The following is a 13875-nucleotide window of genomic DNA, read 5'->3' on the forward strand; positions in this document are numbered from 1 at the left end:
TTAACGTTGGCTGACACACCGTGATCGCGAGCAGGCTCACTCCTACAGGGGATTTTTGTTGTCCACGAAGTTGTGCGGTGTGCGCACGGTTTTAGGATGGATGGGTGTTTGATTCTGGAACTCGGTTCTAAATTGTTTGCGGAGTGTTATTCCGAGAACAATCACAAGAGGACCGCACCTTGAATTCGCCCCTTCGAATCGCCCTGATCGGCGCCGGCAACATGGGCCAGCAACATTATCGGCACCTGCAAACCCTTAACGAAGCAACGCTTTGCGCGGTGGCGGATCCGGGGCCGCAAGCAGCAGGGCTTGCGGCGAAATGGGGTGTAAGGCATTTCGCCGATCATCGTCAGATGCTTGAGCAGATCAGGCCAGACGCGGTGATCGTCGCCAATCCGAATAATCAACACGTCAGCACCGCGCTCGATTGCCTGGCGGCGGGTGTGCCGGTGTTGCTGGAAAAACCGGTCGGCGTGCACCTGGATGAAGTGCGCGAACTGGTTGCGGCGGTCAAAAGCAGCGGCGTGCCGGTGCTGGTCGGCCATCATCGGCGTCACAATCCGCTGATCGTTCGGGCTCATGAGTTGGTGCAGAGTGGGGCGCTCGGGCGGCTGACCACCGTCACCGCGTTGTTCCAGTTGCGCAAGCCGGACAGTTACTTCGAAATCCCATGGCGCCGCGAACCGGGCGCCGGGATGTTGCTGACCAATCTGATTCACGACCTCGATCTGTTACGGCATCTGTGCGGTGAGGTGCGCTCGGTGCAAGCGATCACCGACAACACCGTGCGCGGGTTCGCCAACGAAGACAGCGCGGCGGTGTTGCTGCAATTCGAAGGTGGCACCTTGGGAACCCTGAGCGGGTCCGACGCAGTGGCGGCGCCGTGGAGTTGGGAGCTGGGTTCCGGTGAGAACCCGGTGTATCCGCGCCAGGCCGATCAGCCCTGTTATCTGCTGGCCGGGACCGCTGGCGCTTTGAGCATTCCGCAACTCAGGCGTTGGTATTACGCCGCTGATCAGGTCGACGCCGGTTGGCATGAACCGTTGTTGATGGTCGAAGAGTCCTACAGCGGTGACGACGCTTTACGCTTGCAGTTACAGCATTTCGTACGTGTGGCGCGGCGTGAAGTCGAGCCGCTGGTCAGCGCTGCCGATGCCGCCCGCACCCTTGCGTTGATTGAAGCCATTCGCGAGGCTGCCGCTACCGGCCGTGCCTGCGCCCCTGCATTGATCGAGGCTTGAACATGAGCGAAAGAATCCTCTCCTTGGCCAGCCTTACGGTACTGGAGTTGTCGCCGCCGCAAATGGTCGAAGTGGCCGCGCGCGCCGGTTACAGTCATGTCGGCTTGCGTCTGGAACCGGCGACGCCCGAGGAGCATCATTTCCCGTTGGTCGCTGATGCTGAATTGCGCAGTCAGACTTTGCAGCGCCTGCGCGATACCGGCATCCGTGTGCTCGACGTGGAAATCCTGCGTTTAAAACCGCAGACCGTCGTCGCCGATTTCGAGAAACTTCTGACAGTGGGCGCGGAATTTGGCGCCACGGAATTACTCGTCGCCGGTAATGATCCTGACGAGCAACGACTCACCGACAACTTCGCCGCCCTTTGCGATCTGGCCGCGCCTTACGGCTTGCACCCGCATCTGGAGTTCATGCCCTGGACCGATGCGCGCAACCTCGAACAAGCACTGCGAATTGTCGAAAACGCTGATCGGGAAAACGCTGCGGTGCTGGTTGATGCATTCCACTTTGATCGTTCGGCTTCACGGCTTGAGGATCTGCAAACAGTGTCGCCGTCGAGGCTGCGCTATGCACAATTATGTGATGTGGCGGGGCCGCGACCGTCAGACATGGCCGAGATCTTGCGTCAGGCGCGCAACGAGCGGCGGTTTCCCGGCGAGGGCGATTGCGATCTGCTCGGGTTGTTGAAAGCGCTGCCGACTAATATTCCACTGAGTCTGGAAATTCCCACGGTGAAACTGCTCGAGCAGGGCGTAAGCGGATTAGAGCGAGCGCAGATGGCGATCGGCAGAACCCGGGAATTATTGGCGCGGCTTTAAGCGGTGCTGCGCACCTATCGTGGGCAAGCCCGCTGCCACAGGGACCGTGTTGTTCCTGTGGCGGCGCGACTTTCCTGCGAAGGTTTTTGATCTTTTTGGCAACACAAGGAAATCCAATGACCGTCAGCACCCCGCTCTCCGGAGTCAACCAACCCTTCAAGGGGATCTTGCTGATTGTCGTGGCAACCTTCCTGTTTTCCAGTCACGACGCGTTGTCGAAATACCTGTCCGGTTTCTATCCGATCGTGATGGTGGTCTGGGCGCGTTATCTGGTGCACACACTGCTGATGGCGGGGATTTTTCTGCCGCAATCCGGGTTGCGCGTTTTGCGCACCAAGAAGCCGTTATGGCAGCTGACGCGGGCACTTTGTCTACTCGGTACCAGCCTGTTTTTCACCACGGCGCTGCTGTATATCCCGTTGGCGGAAGCCACTGCAGTCAACTTTCTTGCGCCGGTTTTGGTGACGGCATTATCAGTGCCACTGCTCAAGGAACGAGTGACACGCGGCCAATGGATCGCGGTGATCTGCGGCTTTATCGGTGTGCTGATCATCGTCCATCCCGGCGGTGAGTTGTTCACACCGGCGGTGTTGCTGCCGTTCTGTTCGGCGCTGTTTTTCTGCTTCTATCAATTGCTCACGCGCAAGCTTGCTGAAGTCGATAGCCCGACCACCAGCAACTTCTTCGCCGGGTTGTGCAACACGCTGGTGATGAGTGCGCTGGTGCCGTTCTTCTGGCAGGTGCCGACGCTGACCCACGCCGGGCTGATGCTGGCGCTGGGCAGTTGCGGGATGACTGCGCATCTGTTTCTGACCCAGGCGTTCCGCCATGCCGCTCCGGCGCTGCTGGCGCCGTTCGGTTATTGCCAGATCGTGTTTGCGGGGTTGTTGGGTTGGCTGCTGTTCAATCACACGCCGAGTCTGCTGACGATCATCGGTATTGCGGTGATCTGTTGCAGCGGACTGGCGGCAGCGTGGCAGCAGAGCCGCCGTTGAGTAGGTTACGCAAAACCTTGTAGGAGTGAGCCTGCTCGCGATGGCGGTGTGTCAGTCGATGAAGTTATTGACTGACACTAAGCCATCGCGAGCAGGCTCACTCCTACAGGTAGCGTTGTGTAGGCAGGTTATTCGGTGATGGTCGGAATCTTGCGCGGTGCCATGAAGTACATCCACGTCAGCGCAATGAAATACATCGCCGGAATCAGCGTGAACAACACGGTGTAGTTGTTGTTGGTGACGGTGAGGATGTGGCCGACGATCTGGGTCATGAACATCCCGCCGATCGCCGCGCACATGCCGCCGAAACCGAACACCGTGCTCATCATGTGCTTGGGCGTGTAGTCCATCACCAGGCTCCAGATGTTCGCCGTCCAGGCCTGATGCGCGCCGATCGCCAGGGAAATCGCCGCCACCGCCACCCACAGATTGGCTGAACCGGCCGCCATGACCACGCCGATGATGCAGCAGGCAAACAGGAACATCGACAGCAGCCGCGCCTTGATCGAGTTCATGCCGCGACCGATCAGGAACGAAGACAGAATCCCACCGCCGACGCTACCGAAGTCAGCCGTGACGTAGATGATGATCAGCGGAATGCCCATCTGGGTGACGTTGATGCCCAGGTTGTATTGCTGATTGAGAAACGGCGGCAGCCAATACAGGTAGAACCAGAACACCGGCGCGGTCAGCGAGTAGGCGAGGGCGAAGGCCCAGGTACCGCGCATCCGCAGAATCTTCGAGAACGGTACGCGGGCCTGTTCCGGTTCGACTTCTTGCTGGATGTAGTCCAGTTCGGACTGTTTGACGCTCGGGTGATCTTCGGGGTTGAAGTACTTCAAGCCCCAGAACAGCAACCAGATCCCGCCGAGTGCCGACATGCACAGGAACGCCGCTTGCCAGCCCCAGACGTGCAGGACCAGTGGCAGCAGCATCGGCGTGAACATCGCGCCAACGTTGGTGCCGGCGTTGAAGATGCCGGTGGCAACCGCACGTTCGCCGGCCGGGAACCACAGGCGCGTGGTCTTCACGCAGGCCGGGTAGTTGGCCGCTTCAGTCAGACCGAGGATGAACCGGCAGACCATGAAACCAACAGCCGAAGTCGCCAGGCCGTGGGCACCGGTGGCCAGGCTCCACAGCAGCACGGCGCAGAAGAACACGCGTTTGACGCCGACCCGGTCGATCAAGCGCCCCTGCAGGACGAAACCGATCGCGTAGCCGACCTGAAACCAGAAGTTGATGTTGGCGTAATCCATCGCCGTCCAGCTCATTTCCTTGGCGAGGATTGGCTGCATGACGCCGAGGGCGGCGCGGTCGATGTAGTTCAGGGTTGTGGCGAAAAACACCAGCGCCAGCATGCCCCAACGGGTCTTGCCGACGGCCATGGCGCCGCGGATCTTGTCGCCGATGCCACCCGTGGCAGTGCTCATGGCCGGGGCCATGCGGGAAGTCTGTGAAGGAATCATGTGTTCCACCCGTTTTTGGATTTGTTATTTGGTGTGCTTTTTACTTTGCACGCTGCGACCGGTGGTTCAGATCCGGACTCAATGTGCGGTCGATGTTGGGCAGTGGATGAAAAATCGTCAATTCGCCAAACCGCCATTGTGTTCGATAATCGCACGCAAAACTAACCGGGTAGTACACTTTAAATTGCTGCCGCGATCGATGCAGCCAATAATTTCCCTACTATAAAAACCATCCCATGTAGGAGCTGCCGCAGGCTGCGATCTTTTGATTCTGTTTTCACGAATAAAGATCAAACGATCGCAGCCTTCGGCAGCTCCTACAGTAAAGATACAGCGGCGCAGTCCGGGAGTTGAAACATGCAGCGTTCCATTGCCACCGTTTCCTTGAGCGGCACCCTGCCGGAAAAACTCGAAGCCATTGCCGCCGCAGGGTTCGACGGGGTGGAGATTTTCGAAAACGACCTCCTGTACTACGACGGCAGTCCACGGGAAATTAAACAGATGTGCGCCGACCTCGGCATCGCCATCACGCTGTTTCAGCCGTTCCGCGATTTCGAAGGCTGCCGCCGCGATCGCCTGGCGCGCAATCTGGAGCGGGCCGAACGCAAGTTCGACCTGATGCAGGAACTGGGCACCGATCTGGTGCTGGTCTGCAGCAATGCCTCGGCCGACAGCGTCGGCGATCAACAAATTCTAGTCGATGACCTGCGCCTGCTGGCCGAGCATGCCGGTGCGCGCGGCTTGCGCATTGGTTACGAAGCGCTGGCGTGGGGCCGTCACGTCAACACTTATCAACAGGTCTGGGACATCGTGCGTCAGGCCGATCACCCGAGCCTCGGCGTCTTGCTCGACAGTTTTCACACCTTGTCGTTGAAGGGCGATCCTCGCGCCATCGCCGACATTCCTGGCGACAAGATTTTCTTCGTGCAAATGGCCGATGCGCCGATCCTGGCGATGGATGTGCTGGAGTGGAGCCGGCATTTCCGCTGCTTCCCTGGGCAGGGCGAGTTCGATCTGCCGGGGTTCCTCGCGCCGATCATCCAGAGTGGTTACACCGGGCCGCTGTCGCTGGAAATCTTCAACGACGGCTTCCGCGCCGCGCCACCACGGGCCAATGCCGCCGACGGTTTGCGTTCGCTGCTGTATCTGGAAGAAAAGACCCGCCAGCGTCTGGAGCAGGAAACCAAACCTGTGGCCAATCGCGAAATCCTTTTCGAAACACCGAAGGCCAGCGAGTACAACGGCATCGAGTTTCTTGAATTTGCCGTGGATGAAAGCCTCGGCGCCAAGCTGTCGAACTGGCTGGAGCGCCTCGGTTTCGTCAAGGCCGGGCAGCACCGCTCCAAGAGCGTGAGCTTGCTGCGTCAGGGCGATATCAACCTGATCCTCAACTCCGAACCGTATTCGTTTGCTCACAGCTTTTTCGAGGCTCACGGCCCGTCGCTGTGCGCTACCGCCGTGCGGGTCAAGGACAGCGCCAGTGCCTTGGCCCGCGCCGTCGCTTACAAAGGTCAGCCCTATCGTGGACTGGTCGGCCCCAACGAACTGGAACTGGCGGCGGTGCGCGCGCCGGACGGCAGCCTGATCTATCTGGTCGATGAACAAGCTGATGTCTACGGCACCGATTTCAATCTGCTGGCAGATGCGCCGGCACGCGGCGGTCTCAAGCGCATCGACCACATGGCCATGGCGCTGCCGGCCGACAGCCTCGACAGTTGGGTGCTGTTCTATAAGAGCCTGCTGGATTTCGAAGCGGACGATGAAGTGGTGCTGCCTGATCCGTACGGACTGGTTAAAAGCCGCGCACTGCGCAGCCGCGACAGCTCGATCCGTTTGCCGCTGAACATCTCCGAGAACCGCAACACCGCGATCTCCCACGCGCTGTCGAGTTATCGCGGCTCCGGTGTGCATCACATCGCCTTCGATTGTGATGACATCTTCGCCGAAGTCAGTCGCGCCAAAGAGGCCGGCGTACCGCTGCTGGATATCCCGCTGAACTATTACGACGATCTCGCTGCGCGCTTCGATTTCGACGACGAATTCCTCAGCGAACTGGCGTATTACAACGTCCTTTACGACCGTGATGCCCAGGGCGGTGAGCTGTTTCACGTCTACACCGAGCCGTTCGAAGGGCGTTTCTTCTTCGAGATCATCCAGCGCAAGAACGGCTATGCCGGGTATGGCGCGGCGAACGTCGCGGTGCGTCTGGCGGCGATGGCCAAATCACGCAGTGGCGCGGTGCGCCAGGCGAAGTTGTAGGAAATTCGTAAACGCGGGATTAAACACGGGCCGCGCGGCTTCCTTCACTGTGCTGCGCGGCCCATAATCGCCGCCTGTGCAGTGATGGCCGTGAGCCCGCAATGACGATGAATACAGAACTTTCCGCAGCTCCTGAAGTGTCCGCTGTAGAGCCGCGCAAGAGTCGCAAGAACAACCCGGAAAAGACCCGCGAGAACATCCTGCAGGAGGCGATCGTCGAGTTCGTCCAGCAAGGCTTGTCCGGTGCCCGCGTCGACGCGATCGCCGAGCGCATCCACACCTCCAAACGCATGATCTATTACTACTTCGGCAGTAAGGAGCAGTTGTACGTCGAGGTGCTGGAAAAGCTTTACGGCGACATCCGCAGCACCGAAAACCGCCTGCATCTGGCCGAGCTGGCGCCGGTGGAGGCGATTCGGCGACTGGTGGAGTTCACTTTCGATCACCACGACCGCAACGTCGATTTCGTGCGCATCGTCAGCATCGAAAACATCCACAACGCTGAATACGTGAAGCGTTCCGATGCGATCAAGGCGATGAACAACACCATTCTTGATTCACTCGGCGAGATTCTGCGTCGGGGTGCTGAAGAGGGTGTGTTCCGCGCAGGTCTGGATGCGCTGGATGTGCATTTGCTGATCAGTTCGTTCTGCTTCTATCGCGTATCGAACCGGCACACGTTTGGCGAGATTTTTCAGATCGATCTGCCGGATGAAAGCATCAAGCAGCGGCATCGCGAGATGATTTGCGAATCGGTGTTGCGCTACCTGCAAGCCTGACACTGCTTTTGTAGGAGTGAGCCTGCTCGCGATAGCTGTGTGTCAGGCAACTAATGGGTTGGCTGACAGGACGCCATCGCGAGCAGGCTCACTCCCACAAGGAAGCAAGTTGCTTCAGCCATTCATGCTTTGAAAATGCGTCAGCATCCGCTGCGCATCCGGCACCACGCCACTGAACAACTCAAACGCCTTCACCGCCTGAAACACCGCCATATTGCCGCCATCCAGCGTCCGGCAACCCAGCGCGCGGGCATTGCGCAGCAGTTCGGTTTCCAGCGGGAAGTACACAATCTCCGCCACCCACAATTCCTTGCGCAACAGTTCGACCGGCACCGGCATGCCCGGCAGTTTGGCCATGCCCATCGGCGTGGTATTCACCAGCCCGTCCGCTTCATTCAGCGTGCTCGGCAGATCATGCCCGGCCACCGCGCGGCCAAAGCCGAAATGCTCATTGAGATTGTTCGCCAGGCTTTCGGCGCGCTCACGGTCGACGTCGAAAATACTCAGTTGCTGTACGCCTTCGCTCAACAGGGCGTGGGCTACTGCTGCACCCGCGCCGCCGGCCCCCATCTGGACTACTCGCTCACGGGCAGCGTCCTTCAGGCCACGGCGAAAACCCTCAGCGAAACCGAGGCAGTCGGTGTTATGGCCAACACGCTTGCCGTCCTTCAGCACCACCGTGTTGACCGCGCCGATGCCTTTGGCTTCCGGCGACAACTCATCGAGCAGCGGGATGATCGCCTGCTTGCACGGGAAGGTAATGTTCAGCCCGGTGTAATTCATCCGTTCGGCCGCCAGCAGCAAGTCGGGCAGGGCGGTGCTGTCCATGTTCAGTTGATCGAGATCGATCAGTCGGTACAGATAACGCAGGCCTTGGGCATCGCCTTCGTGCTCATGCAGCGCGGGAGTGCGCGAGGCCTGAATGCCGGCGCCGATCAGCCCGGCGAGTATTACGTTAGAGCGAGACATGCGCGTTACCCCTTCAGCCGCTGGCTGAAATGTTCCAGTGCCAGTCGATAGCCGTGACTGCCAAACCCGGCCATTACCGCTGTGGCAATCGCCGAGACAAACGAGTGATGACGAAATGGTTCGCGGGCGTGGACATTGGACAGGTGCACTTCGATCACCGGCAATTCACTGGCTACCAGCGCATCGCGAATCGCCACCGAAGTGTGCGTCCACGCCGCCGGGTTGATCACGATTCCGGCGCAACGGCCACGGGCGGCGTGAATCCAGTCGAGCAGTTCGCCTTCGTGGTTGGTCTGGCGAAACTCCACGGCCAGGCCGAATTCTTCAGCCGCACGACCGCACAGAGCCGAGATGTCCGCCAGGGTTTCGTGACCGTAAGTCGCCGGCTCGCGAGTGCCAAGCAGGTTCAGGTTCGGGCCGTTGAGCACCAGAACGATAGGGGGCATGAGGGGTGACTCCACTTATTGTTTTTGGCTTTGGCCGAGGGTTTCAGCCTGTGGAGATAAAATGTACTAGATGGTTACCATGGTCAATTGAACAAAAATGGACGTGGCTTTTTATGTTCGGTGATCGCACAGAAGCAATATTGATCGAGATATGACGACAGCTTTGCTTACGTTTTTTACCGGAGATTGACCGACTCATGACCCGTTCCGACGCTAGCCTCAAAGGCGGTGAAACGTCATGTGCTTGATCACCAGTCGTCGGATTTGAAAGGAATCTCGAATCCTGAAACTTTTTAACCTAACGGATGGGTTAGCATGAAGGTGTGCAGCTACAAAGGATTGTCGATCGTCATCATGCTGCGAGATGAACATTGCCCACCACACGTTCACGTGAATGCGGGCAGTTGGAGTGCCCGATTACAGTTCAGTTTCTGGCACAACGATATTGAGCTTTGGGACGTCGTGCCGCTTTCTCGTCGACCACCCTTGGCCGTGCTGGAAGGCTTGTGTCGATCCCTTGAGCAGCCTGCTCATCTGCGACGAGCACGCGGGATCTGGTGGTCGAAATTGCAAACTGTCTGTCTCGACAATCAATTGTGGGACAGCCATTCAAACGAAGTGTTGGGGATGAAACTCGTCACTGACACGACATACAGAGTGGGATCGGCGCGTTATCTGCCAGACGAGGGCAAAACTCTTCTGACATTGATAGACGCATTGGAAGGAGTGGAAATCGATTTATGAAGGTCATCAAAGCCAAGCCATCCGCACGTCGTCCCCTCACGGAGGAGATGATCGACGTCGCCATCGAGCAAGGGCAAGCACGCCGGACGAATAGCTTGCAGGCTGTCTCCGTAACCTTTGAGAAACCATCCCTGATCATCCGTTTTGAAGACGGCAGCGGTGTGTTGCTACCGGTGGATCGTTATCCAGAGTTCGACGGATTCAACGCAGCGGACTATGAAAGCCTGACAGTCGGCTTCGCGGGCACTGCGCTTTGTCACGAGGGTAAAGACCTCGACGTTTCCATTGCCGGGATGATTTCGGCGAGCCCATCACTATTAGCCATGGCCGCTTCTGCCGTTGCTTCGCGCAACGGCCGTCAGAGCAGCGCGGCAAAGTCTGCAGCCGCGCGGGCGAATGGCAAAAAGGGCGGGCGTCCGCGTAAGATCGATCCCGCTTAGTGAGCGCCCACAAAAAAGCCGTCAATCACGACGGCTTTTTCGCCTCAGCTCCCCGCAATCAACGCCGGGTCAGCAACACACCCGATTCCATGTGATGCGTCCACGGGAATTGGTCGAACAACGCGCATTTGGTAATACGGTGCGTGTCGTGCAACTGGGCGATGTTCGCCGCCAGGGTTTCCGGGTTGCAGGAGATGTACAGGATGTTGTCGAAGCGGCGGGTCAGCTCGCAGGTGTCCGGGTCCATGCCGGCGCGCGGCGGGTCGACGAAGACGCTGCCGAACTCATAGCTCTTCAGGTCGATGCCTTGCAGGCGACGGAACGGGCGCACTTCGTTGAGCGCTTCGGTCAGTTCTTCGGCAGACAAACGCACCAGAGTGACGTTATCCACAGCGTTTTCGCTGAGGTTGCTCAATGCAGCGTTGACCGAGGTCTTGCTGATTTCGGTGGCCAGCACTTTGCGCACGCGGGTAGCGAGCGGCAGGGTGAAGTTGCCGTTGCCGCAGTACAACTCGAGCAGATCGTCGCTGCGATCGCCCAATGCCTCGTACGCCCAGTTCAGCATCTTCTGGTTCACCGTGCCGTTTGGCTGGGTGAACGCGCCTTCCGGCTGGCGATAGCTGAAGGTGCGACCGCCGACTTCGAGTTTCTCGACCACGTAATCGAGGCCAAGCACTTCGCGTTTGCCCTTCGAGCGACCGATGATGCTGACGCCGAGATCCGCAGATAGCTTGGTGGCTGCCGCGTGCCAGTGTTCGTCCAGCGGACGGTGATAGCACAGGGTGATCATCGCATCGCCGGACAGCGTGGTCAGAAATTCCACCTGAAACAGCTTGTGGCTCAGCGCCGAGCTGGCTTGCCACGCGGCCTTCAGCTGCGGCATCAACTGGTTGATGCGCAGGCTGGCAATCGGGAACTCTTCAATGAGGATCGGTGTGCGCTTGTCGTCTTGAGCGAACATCGCGTAATGCCGATCGCCGCCCTCGCGCCACAAACGGAACTCTGCGCGCAGACGGAAGTTCTGCAGCGGCGAGTCGAAAACGGTCGGCTCGGGGGCATCGAACGGCGCCAGCAGGTCCCGCAAACGCGTGACCTTGGCTTCAAGTTGCTCGGCGTAAGCCTGGGAATCGAATGTCATGCGTTGAACCAACCCAACTTGATCACAAACAGAATCGACAGAATCACCAGCGCCGGGTTCAGCTCTCGAGCGCGGCCGGACAGCAACTTGATCACGGTCCAGGCGATGAAGCCGAACGCGATGCCGTTGGCAATCGAGTAAGTGAACGGCATGGCCAGCGCGGTCACCACGACCGGCGCGGCGACAGTGATGTCGTCCCAGTCTATTTCCGCCAGGCCCGACGTCATCAACACGGCGACAAACAGCAGCGCTGGTGCAGTGGCGAAGGCCGGAACGCTGGCCGCCAGTGGCGAGAAGAACAGTGCCAGCAGGAACAGAATCGCCACGACGATGGCGGTCAGACCAGTACGGCCACCCGCACTCACGCCAGCAGCAGATTCGATGTAACTGGTGGTGGTCGACGTACCCAGCAACGAACCGGCCATGGCCGCCGTGCTGTCGGCGATCAGTGCACGACCCATTTTCGGCATGTGGCCGTCCTTGCCCATCAGGCCGGCACGCTTGGCAACGCCGATCAGGGTGCCGGAGTTGTCAAAAAGGTCGACGAACAGGAAGGCGAAAATCACGCTGACCAGACCGATGTCCAGTGCGCCTTTGATGTCCAGTTGCATAAAGGTCGGCGCCAGCGAAGGTGGCATCGAGGTCACGCCGTTGAACGGGGTGAAGCCCATGGCGATGGACACGATAGTCACGGCCAGAATGCCGATCAGCACCGCCCCGCGCACTTTCAGCGCTTCGAGGGCGACGATCAGGGCGAAACCGAGGGTGGCGAGAATCGGCGCAGGTTGTTTCAGGTCACCGAGGCCGACCATGGTCGCCGGGTTGCTGACCACGATGCCAGCGTTGTGCAGGGCGATCAGTGCCAGGAACAGGCCGATACCGGCGGCAATGGCCGAGCGCAGTGGCAGCGGGATGCTGTTGATGATCCATTCACGGATGCGGAAGATCGACAGCAGGAAGAAGCACACCGCCGAGATGAATACCGCGCCCAGCGCCACTTGCCAGGTGTGACCCATGTGCAAGACCACGGTGTAGGTGAAGAAGGCGTTCAGGCCCATGCCCGGAGCGAGGGCAATCGGGTAGTTGGCGATCAGGCCCATGATCGTCGAACCGATCGCGGCGGCCAGACAGGTGGCGACAAACACCGCACCCTTGTCCATGCCGGTCTCACCGAGAATGCTCGGGTTGACGAACAGAATGTAGGCCATGGCCAAGAAAGTCGTGATGCCCGCCAGAATCTCGGTGCGCACGTTGGTGTTGTGTGCCTTGAGTTGAAACAGCCTTTCCAGCATGTCTGCTCCCCGTGGCGCGCGTGGCGCCGTGAATGTATCGACCTCAACAGCAAAGCACAGACCGTCGCTAGCGCCTGAAAAATTGTGGTGGGCCGGAAAAAGCCGCGCATCATACCAGCAGCGTGAGGAATATGGCGGTTGTTGGTGTCGATCGTCGGCGAAGTTTTGCCTTGAAGCCAACTGCGCCATACTGCGCGCTGATTTTTTCGGGGTGGGGAACGCATGAGCAAGCGCTGGATGAACGTTTTCGGGTTAATCGCAACGCTGACGGCCGGGATGTCGACGGCTTGGGCAGCATCGGCCCCACCGTTGACGCAAGTGAAGGTGATCAAGGTGCAATCGCCTGCCTGCGGCCTTGAAGACATCGGCGATGGGCAGACGCAAACCCAGTGCAATCACAGCGGACCGAATATCAAGGTTTACGTGCTCGAAGTCGGCTACGGCAAGAGCCAGCCCCAGGTCGCACTGGACGGTTTTGAAGTGAACGGCACCCGAGCCCCGGTGTGTGCCTTTGATAACGGCAACCTCACCGAATGCACTCCCGGCAACAAAACCGTCGGTTCTCTTTATACCTTCGATCTGGCGGGCAAGCAGGAAGGCACTTTCACCTTCAGCAACACCTCGATCAACGCGCCACGCAATACAATGTCGACCCAGATTTACATCAAGTAACGGCTGTTGCAGCGCGATCCGGGTGAAGCTGACTACGCTTCAAGTATCACCCAGCGGATAGCGCCCATGACCTTTAGAGCCCTGATTACCCTCGCCGAGGGCATCGATGATCTGCAAAGTGTGACCCTGATCGACGTGCTGCGCCGCGCCGGCATCGAAGTGGTCGCCGCCAGTATTGAAGGACGACGCATGCTGACTTGCGCGCGTGGCACGCGCCTGACCGCCGACGGCATGCTGGTCGATGTGCTGGCGCAAACCTTCGACCTGATCGTCCTGCCCGGCGGCGCCGTTGGCTCTCAACACCTGGCGGCGCATCAACCGCTGCAACAACTGCTCAAGGATCAGGCCAGTGCCGGCCGCCTGTTCGCCGCCATCGGCGAATCCCCGGCCGTCGCCCTGCAACGCTTCGGTGTGCTGCGCCAGCGGCGCATGACCTGCCTGCCCAGCGCCAGTCATCAACTCTCGGGCTGTACGTTTGTTGATCAACCGGTGCTGGTCGATGGCAACTGCGTCACCGCGCAAGGCTCCAGCGCTGCGCTGGAGTTTGCCTTGACGCTGGTCGAGCAAATCGGCGGCAAGGCCTTGCGGGTGAAAGTGGCGGGGGAGTTGTAGGTCT

At 59.3% G+C, this 13875-nt stretch carries 14 protein-coding genes; 9 read left to right on the top strand and 5 right to left on the bottom strand.

Features of this window, described 5'->3' with window-relative positions; all coding sequences use genetic code 11:
- Window positions 1-179 precede the first annotated feature (179 nt).
- The 3 genes from KBP52_RS22515 (at window position 180) to KBP52_RS22525 (ending at window position 3054) form a co-directional block, all read left to right on the top strand.
- Entirely contained in the window at window positions 180-1241 is a 1062-nt protein-coding gene (locus KBP52_RS22515) for a Gfo/Idh/MocA family oxidoreductase (protein WP_077574633.1), read from the top strand.
- Between the two features lie 2 nt (window positions 1242-1243).
- On the top strand, window positions 1244-2059 hold the full coding sequence (locus tag KBP52_RS22520) for a sugar phosphate isomerase/epimerase (RefSeq protein WP_212620998.1): 816 nt from the start codon (window positions 1244-1246) through the stop codon (window positions 2057-2059).
- Between the two features lie 116 nt (window positions 2060-2175).
- Window positions 2176-3054 (top strand): DMT family transporter, encoded by an 879-nt coding sequence (locus tag KBP52_RS22525; protein ID WP_007909717.1) that lies wholly within the window; start codon window positions 2176-2178, stop codon window positions 3052-3054.
- 128 nt (window positions 3055-3182) lie between these two features.
- On the opposite strand, the gene KBP52_RS22530 is transcribed toward KBP52_RS22525, so the two are convergent.
- The gene (locus KBP52_RS22530; RefSeq protein WP_064118770.1) at window positions 3183-4520 is read right to left on the bottom strand and encodes an MFS transporter; all 1338 of its coding nucleotides are present in this window, start codon (window positions 4518-4520) and stop codon (window positions 3183-3185) included.
- A 357-nt stretch (window positions 4521-4877) separates the two neighbouring features.
- On the opposite strand from KBP52_RS22530, the gene quiC reads away from it, so the two are divergent.
- Window positions 4878-6779, top strand: a complete 1902-nt coding sequence (gene quiC, locus KBP52_RS22535) for a 3-dehydroshikimate dehydratase QuiC (protein ID WP_160041910.1) — start codon at window positions 4878-4880, stop codon at window positions 6777-6779.
- A gap of 101 nt (window positions 6780-6880) precedes the next feature.
- Window positions 6881-7558, top strand: a complete 678-nt coding sequence (locus KBP52_RS22540) for a TetR family transcriptional regulator (protein ID WP_016986169.1) — start codon at window positions 6881-6883, stop codon at window positions 7556-7558.
- A gap of 114 nt (window positions 7559-7672) precedes the next feature.
- On the opposite strand, the gene KBP52_RS22545 is transcribed toward KBP52_RS22540, so the two are convergent.
- Window positions 7673-8527: a shikimate dehydrogenase gene (locus KBP52_RS22545; RefSeq protein WP_212620999.1), complete on the bottom strand. Its 855-nt coding sequence runs from the start codon at window positions 8525-8527 to the stop codon at window positions 7673-7675.
- A 5-nt stretch (window positions 8528-8532) separates the two neighbouring features.
- Window positions 8533-8973, bottom strand: coding sequence for a type II 3-dehydroquinate dehydratase (gene aroQ / locus KBP52_RS22550; RefSeq protein ID WP_008084592.1), 441 nt, complete (start codon window positions 8971-8973; stop codon window positions 8533-8535).
- Between the two features lie 315 nt (window positions 8974-9288).
- On the opposite strand from aroQ, the gene KBP52_RS22555 reads away from it, so the two are divergent.
- Window positions 9289-9717, top strand: coding sequence for a hypothetical protein (locus tag KBP52_RS22555; RefSeq protein WP_064392335.1), 429 nt, complete (start codon window positions 9289-9291; stop codon window positions 9715-9717).
- Window positions 9714-10157 (top strand): DUF2442 domain-containing protein, encoded by a 444-nt coding sequence (locus tag KBP52_RS22560; RefSeq protein ID WP_122599762.1) that lies wholly within the window; start codon window positions 9714-9716, stop codon window positions 10155-10157. Before KBP52_RS22555 ends, KBP52_RS22560 begins: the two co-directional genes overlap by 4 nt.
- A gap of 58 nt (window positions 10158-10215) precedes the next feature.
- On the opposite strand, the gene trmA is transcribed toward KBP52_RS22560, so the two are convergent.
- Together trmA and KBP52_RS22570 are read right to left on the bottom strand one after the other, a co-directional pair.
- A complete protein-coding gene (gene trmA, locus KBP52_RS22565; protein WP_077574628.1) occupies window positions 10216-11295 on the bottom strand; it encodes a tRNA (uridine(54)-C5)-methyltransferase TrmA in 1080 nt (359 codons plus the stop codon).
- Entirely contained in the window at window positions 11292-12587 is a 1296-nt protein-coding gene (locus KBP52_RS22570; RefSeq protein ID WP_212621000.1) for an NCS2 family permease, read from the bottom strand. The genes trmA and KBP52_RS22570 overlap by 4 nt, the downstream gene beginning before the upstream one ends.
- Before the next feature lie 222 nt (window positions 12588-12809).
- On the opposite strand from KBP52_RS22570, the gene KBP52_RS22575 reads away from it, so the two are divergent.
- Together KBP52_RS22575 and KBP52_RS22580 are read left to right on the top strand one after the other, a co-directional pair.
- Window positions 12810-13259 (top strand): DUF4879 domain-containing protein, encoded by a 450-nt coding sequence (locus tag KBP52_RS22575; RefSeq protein WP_212621001.1) that lies wholly within the window; start codon window positions 12810-12812, stop codon window positions 13257-13259.
- Window positions 13260-13325: 66 nt separating this feature from the next.
- The gene (locus KBP52_RS22580) at window positions 13326-13871 is read left to right on the top strand and encodes a DJ-1 family glyoxalase III (protein WP_212621002.1); all 546 of its coding nucleotides are present in this window, start codon (window positions 13326-13328) and stop codon (window positions 13869-13871) included.
- Window positions 13872-13875: the final 4 nt, after the last annotated feature.

It is taken from the genome of Pseudomonas sp. SCA2728.1_7 (genome assembly GCF_018138145.1).
Classification (GTDB): domain Bacteria; phylum Pseudomonadota; class Gammaproteobacteria; order Pseudomonadales; family Pseudomonadaceae; genus Aquipseudomonas; species Aquipseudomonas koreensis_A.

Coding starts and splice junctions, on each gene's coding strand:
- KBP52_RS22560 (WP_122599762.1), top strand. CDS start 9,714: ATGAAGGTCATCAAAGCCAAGCCATCCGCACGTCGTCCCCTCACGGAG.
- KBP52_RS22540 (WP_016986169.1), top strand. CDS start 6,881: ATGACGATGAATACAGAACTTTCCGCAGCTCCTGAAGTGTCCGCTGTA.
- quiC (WP_160041910.1), top strand. CDS start 4,878: ATGCAGCGTTCCATTGCCACCGTTTCCTTGAGCGGCACCCTGCCGGAA.
- KBP52_RS22580 (WP_212621002.1), top strand. CDS start 13,326: ATGACCTTTAGAGCCCTGATTACCCTCGCCGAGGGCATCGATGATCTG.
- KBP52_RS22530 (WP_064118770.1), bottom strand. CDS start 4,520: ATGATTCCTTCACAGACTTCCCGCATGGCCCCGGCCATGAGCACTGCC.
- KBP52_RS22555 (WP_064392335.1), top strand. CDS start 9,289: ATGAAGGTGTGCAGCTACAAAGGATTGTCGATCGTCATCATGCTGCGA.
- KBP52_RS22575 (WP_212621001.1), top strand. CDS start 12,810: ATGAGCAAGCGCTGGATGAACGTTTTCGGGTTAATCGCAACGCTGACG.
- aroQ (WP_008084592.1), bottom strand. CDS start 8,973: ATGCCCCCTATCGTTCTGGTGCTCAACGGCCCGAACCTGAACCTGCTT.
- KBP52_RS22545 (WP_212620999.1), bottom strand. CDS start 8,527: ATGTCTCGCTCTAACGTAATACTCGCCGGGCTGATCGGCGCCGGCATT.
- trmA (WP_077574628.1), bottom strand. CDS start 11,295: ATGACATTCGATTCCCAGGCTTACGCCGAGCAACTTGAAGCCAAGGTC.
- KBP52_RS22520 (WP_212620998.1), top strand. CDS start 1,244: ATGAGCGAAAGAATCCTCTCCTTGGCCAGCCTTACGGTACTGGAGTTG.
- KBP52_RS22570 (WP_212621000.1), bottom strand. CDS start 12,587: ATGCTGGAAAGGCTGTTTCAACTCAAGGCACACAACACCAACGTGCGC.
- KBP52_RS22525 (WP_007909717.1), top strand. CDS start 2,176: ATGACCGTCAGCACCCCGCTCTCCGGAGTCAACCAACCCTTCAAGGGG.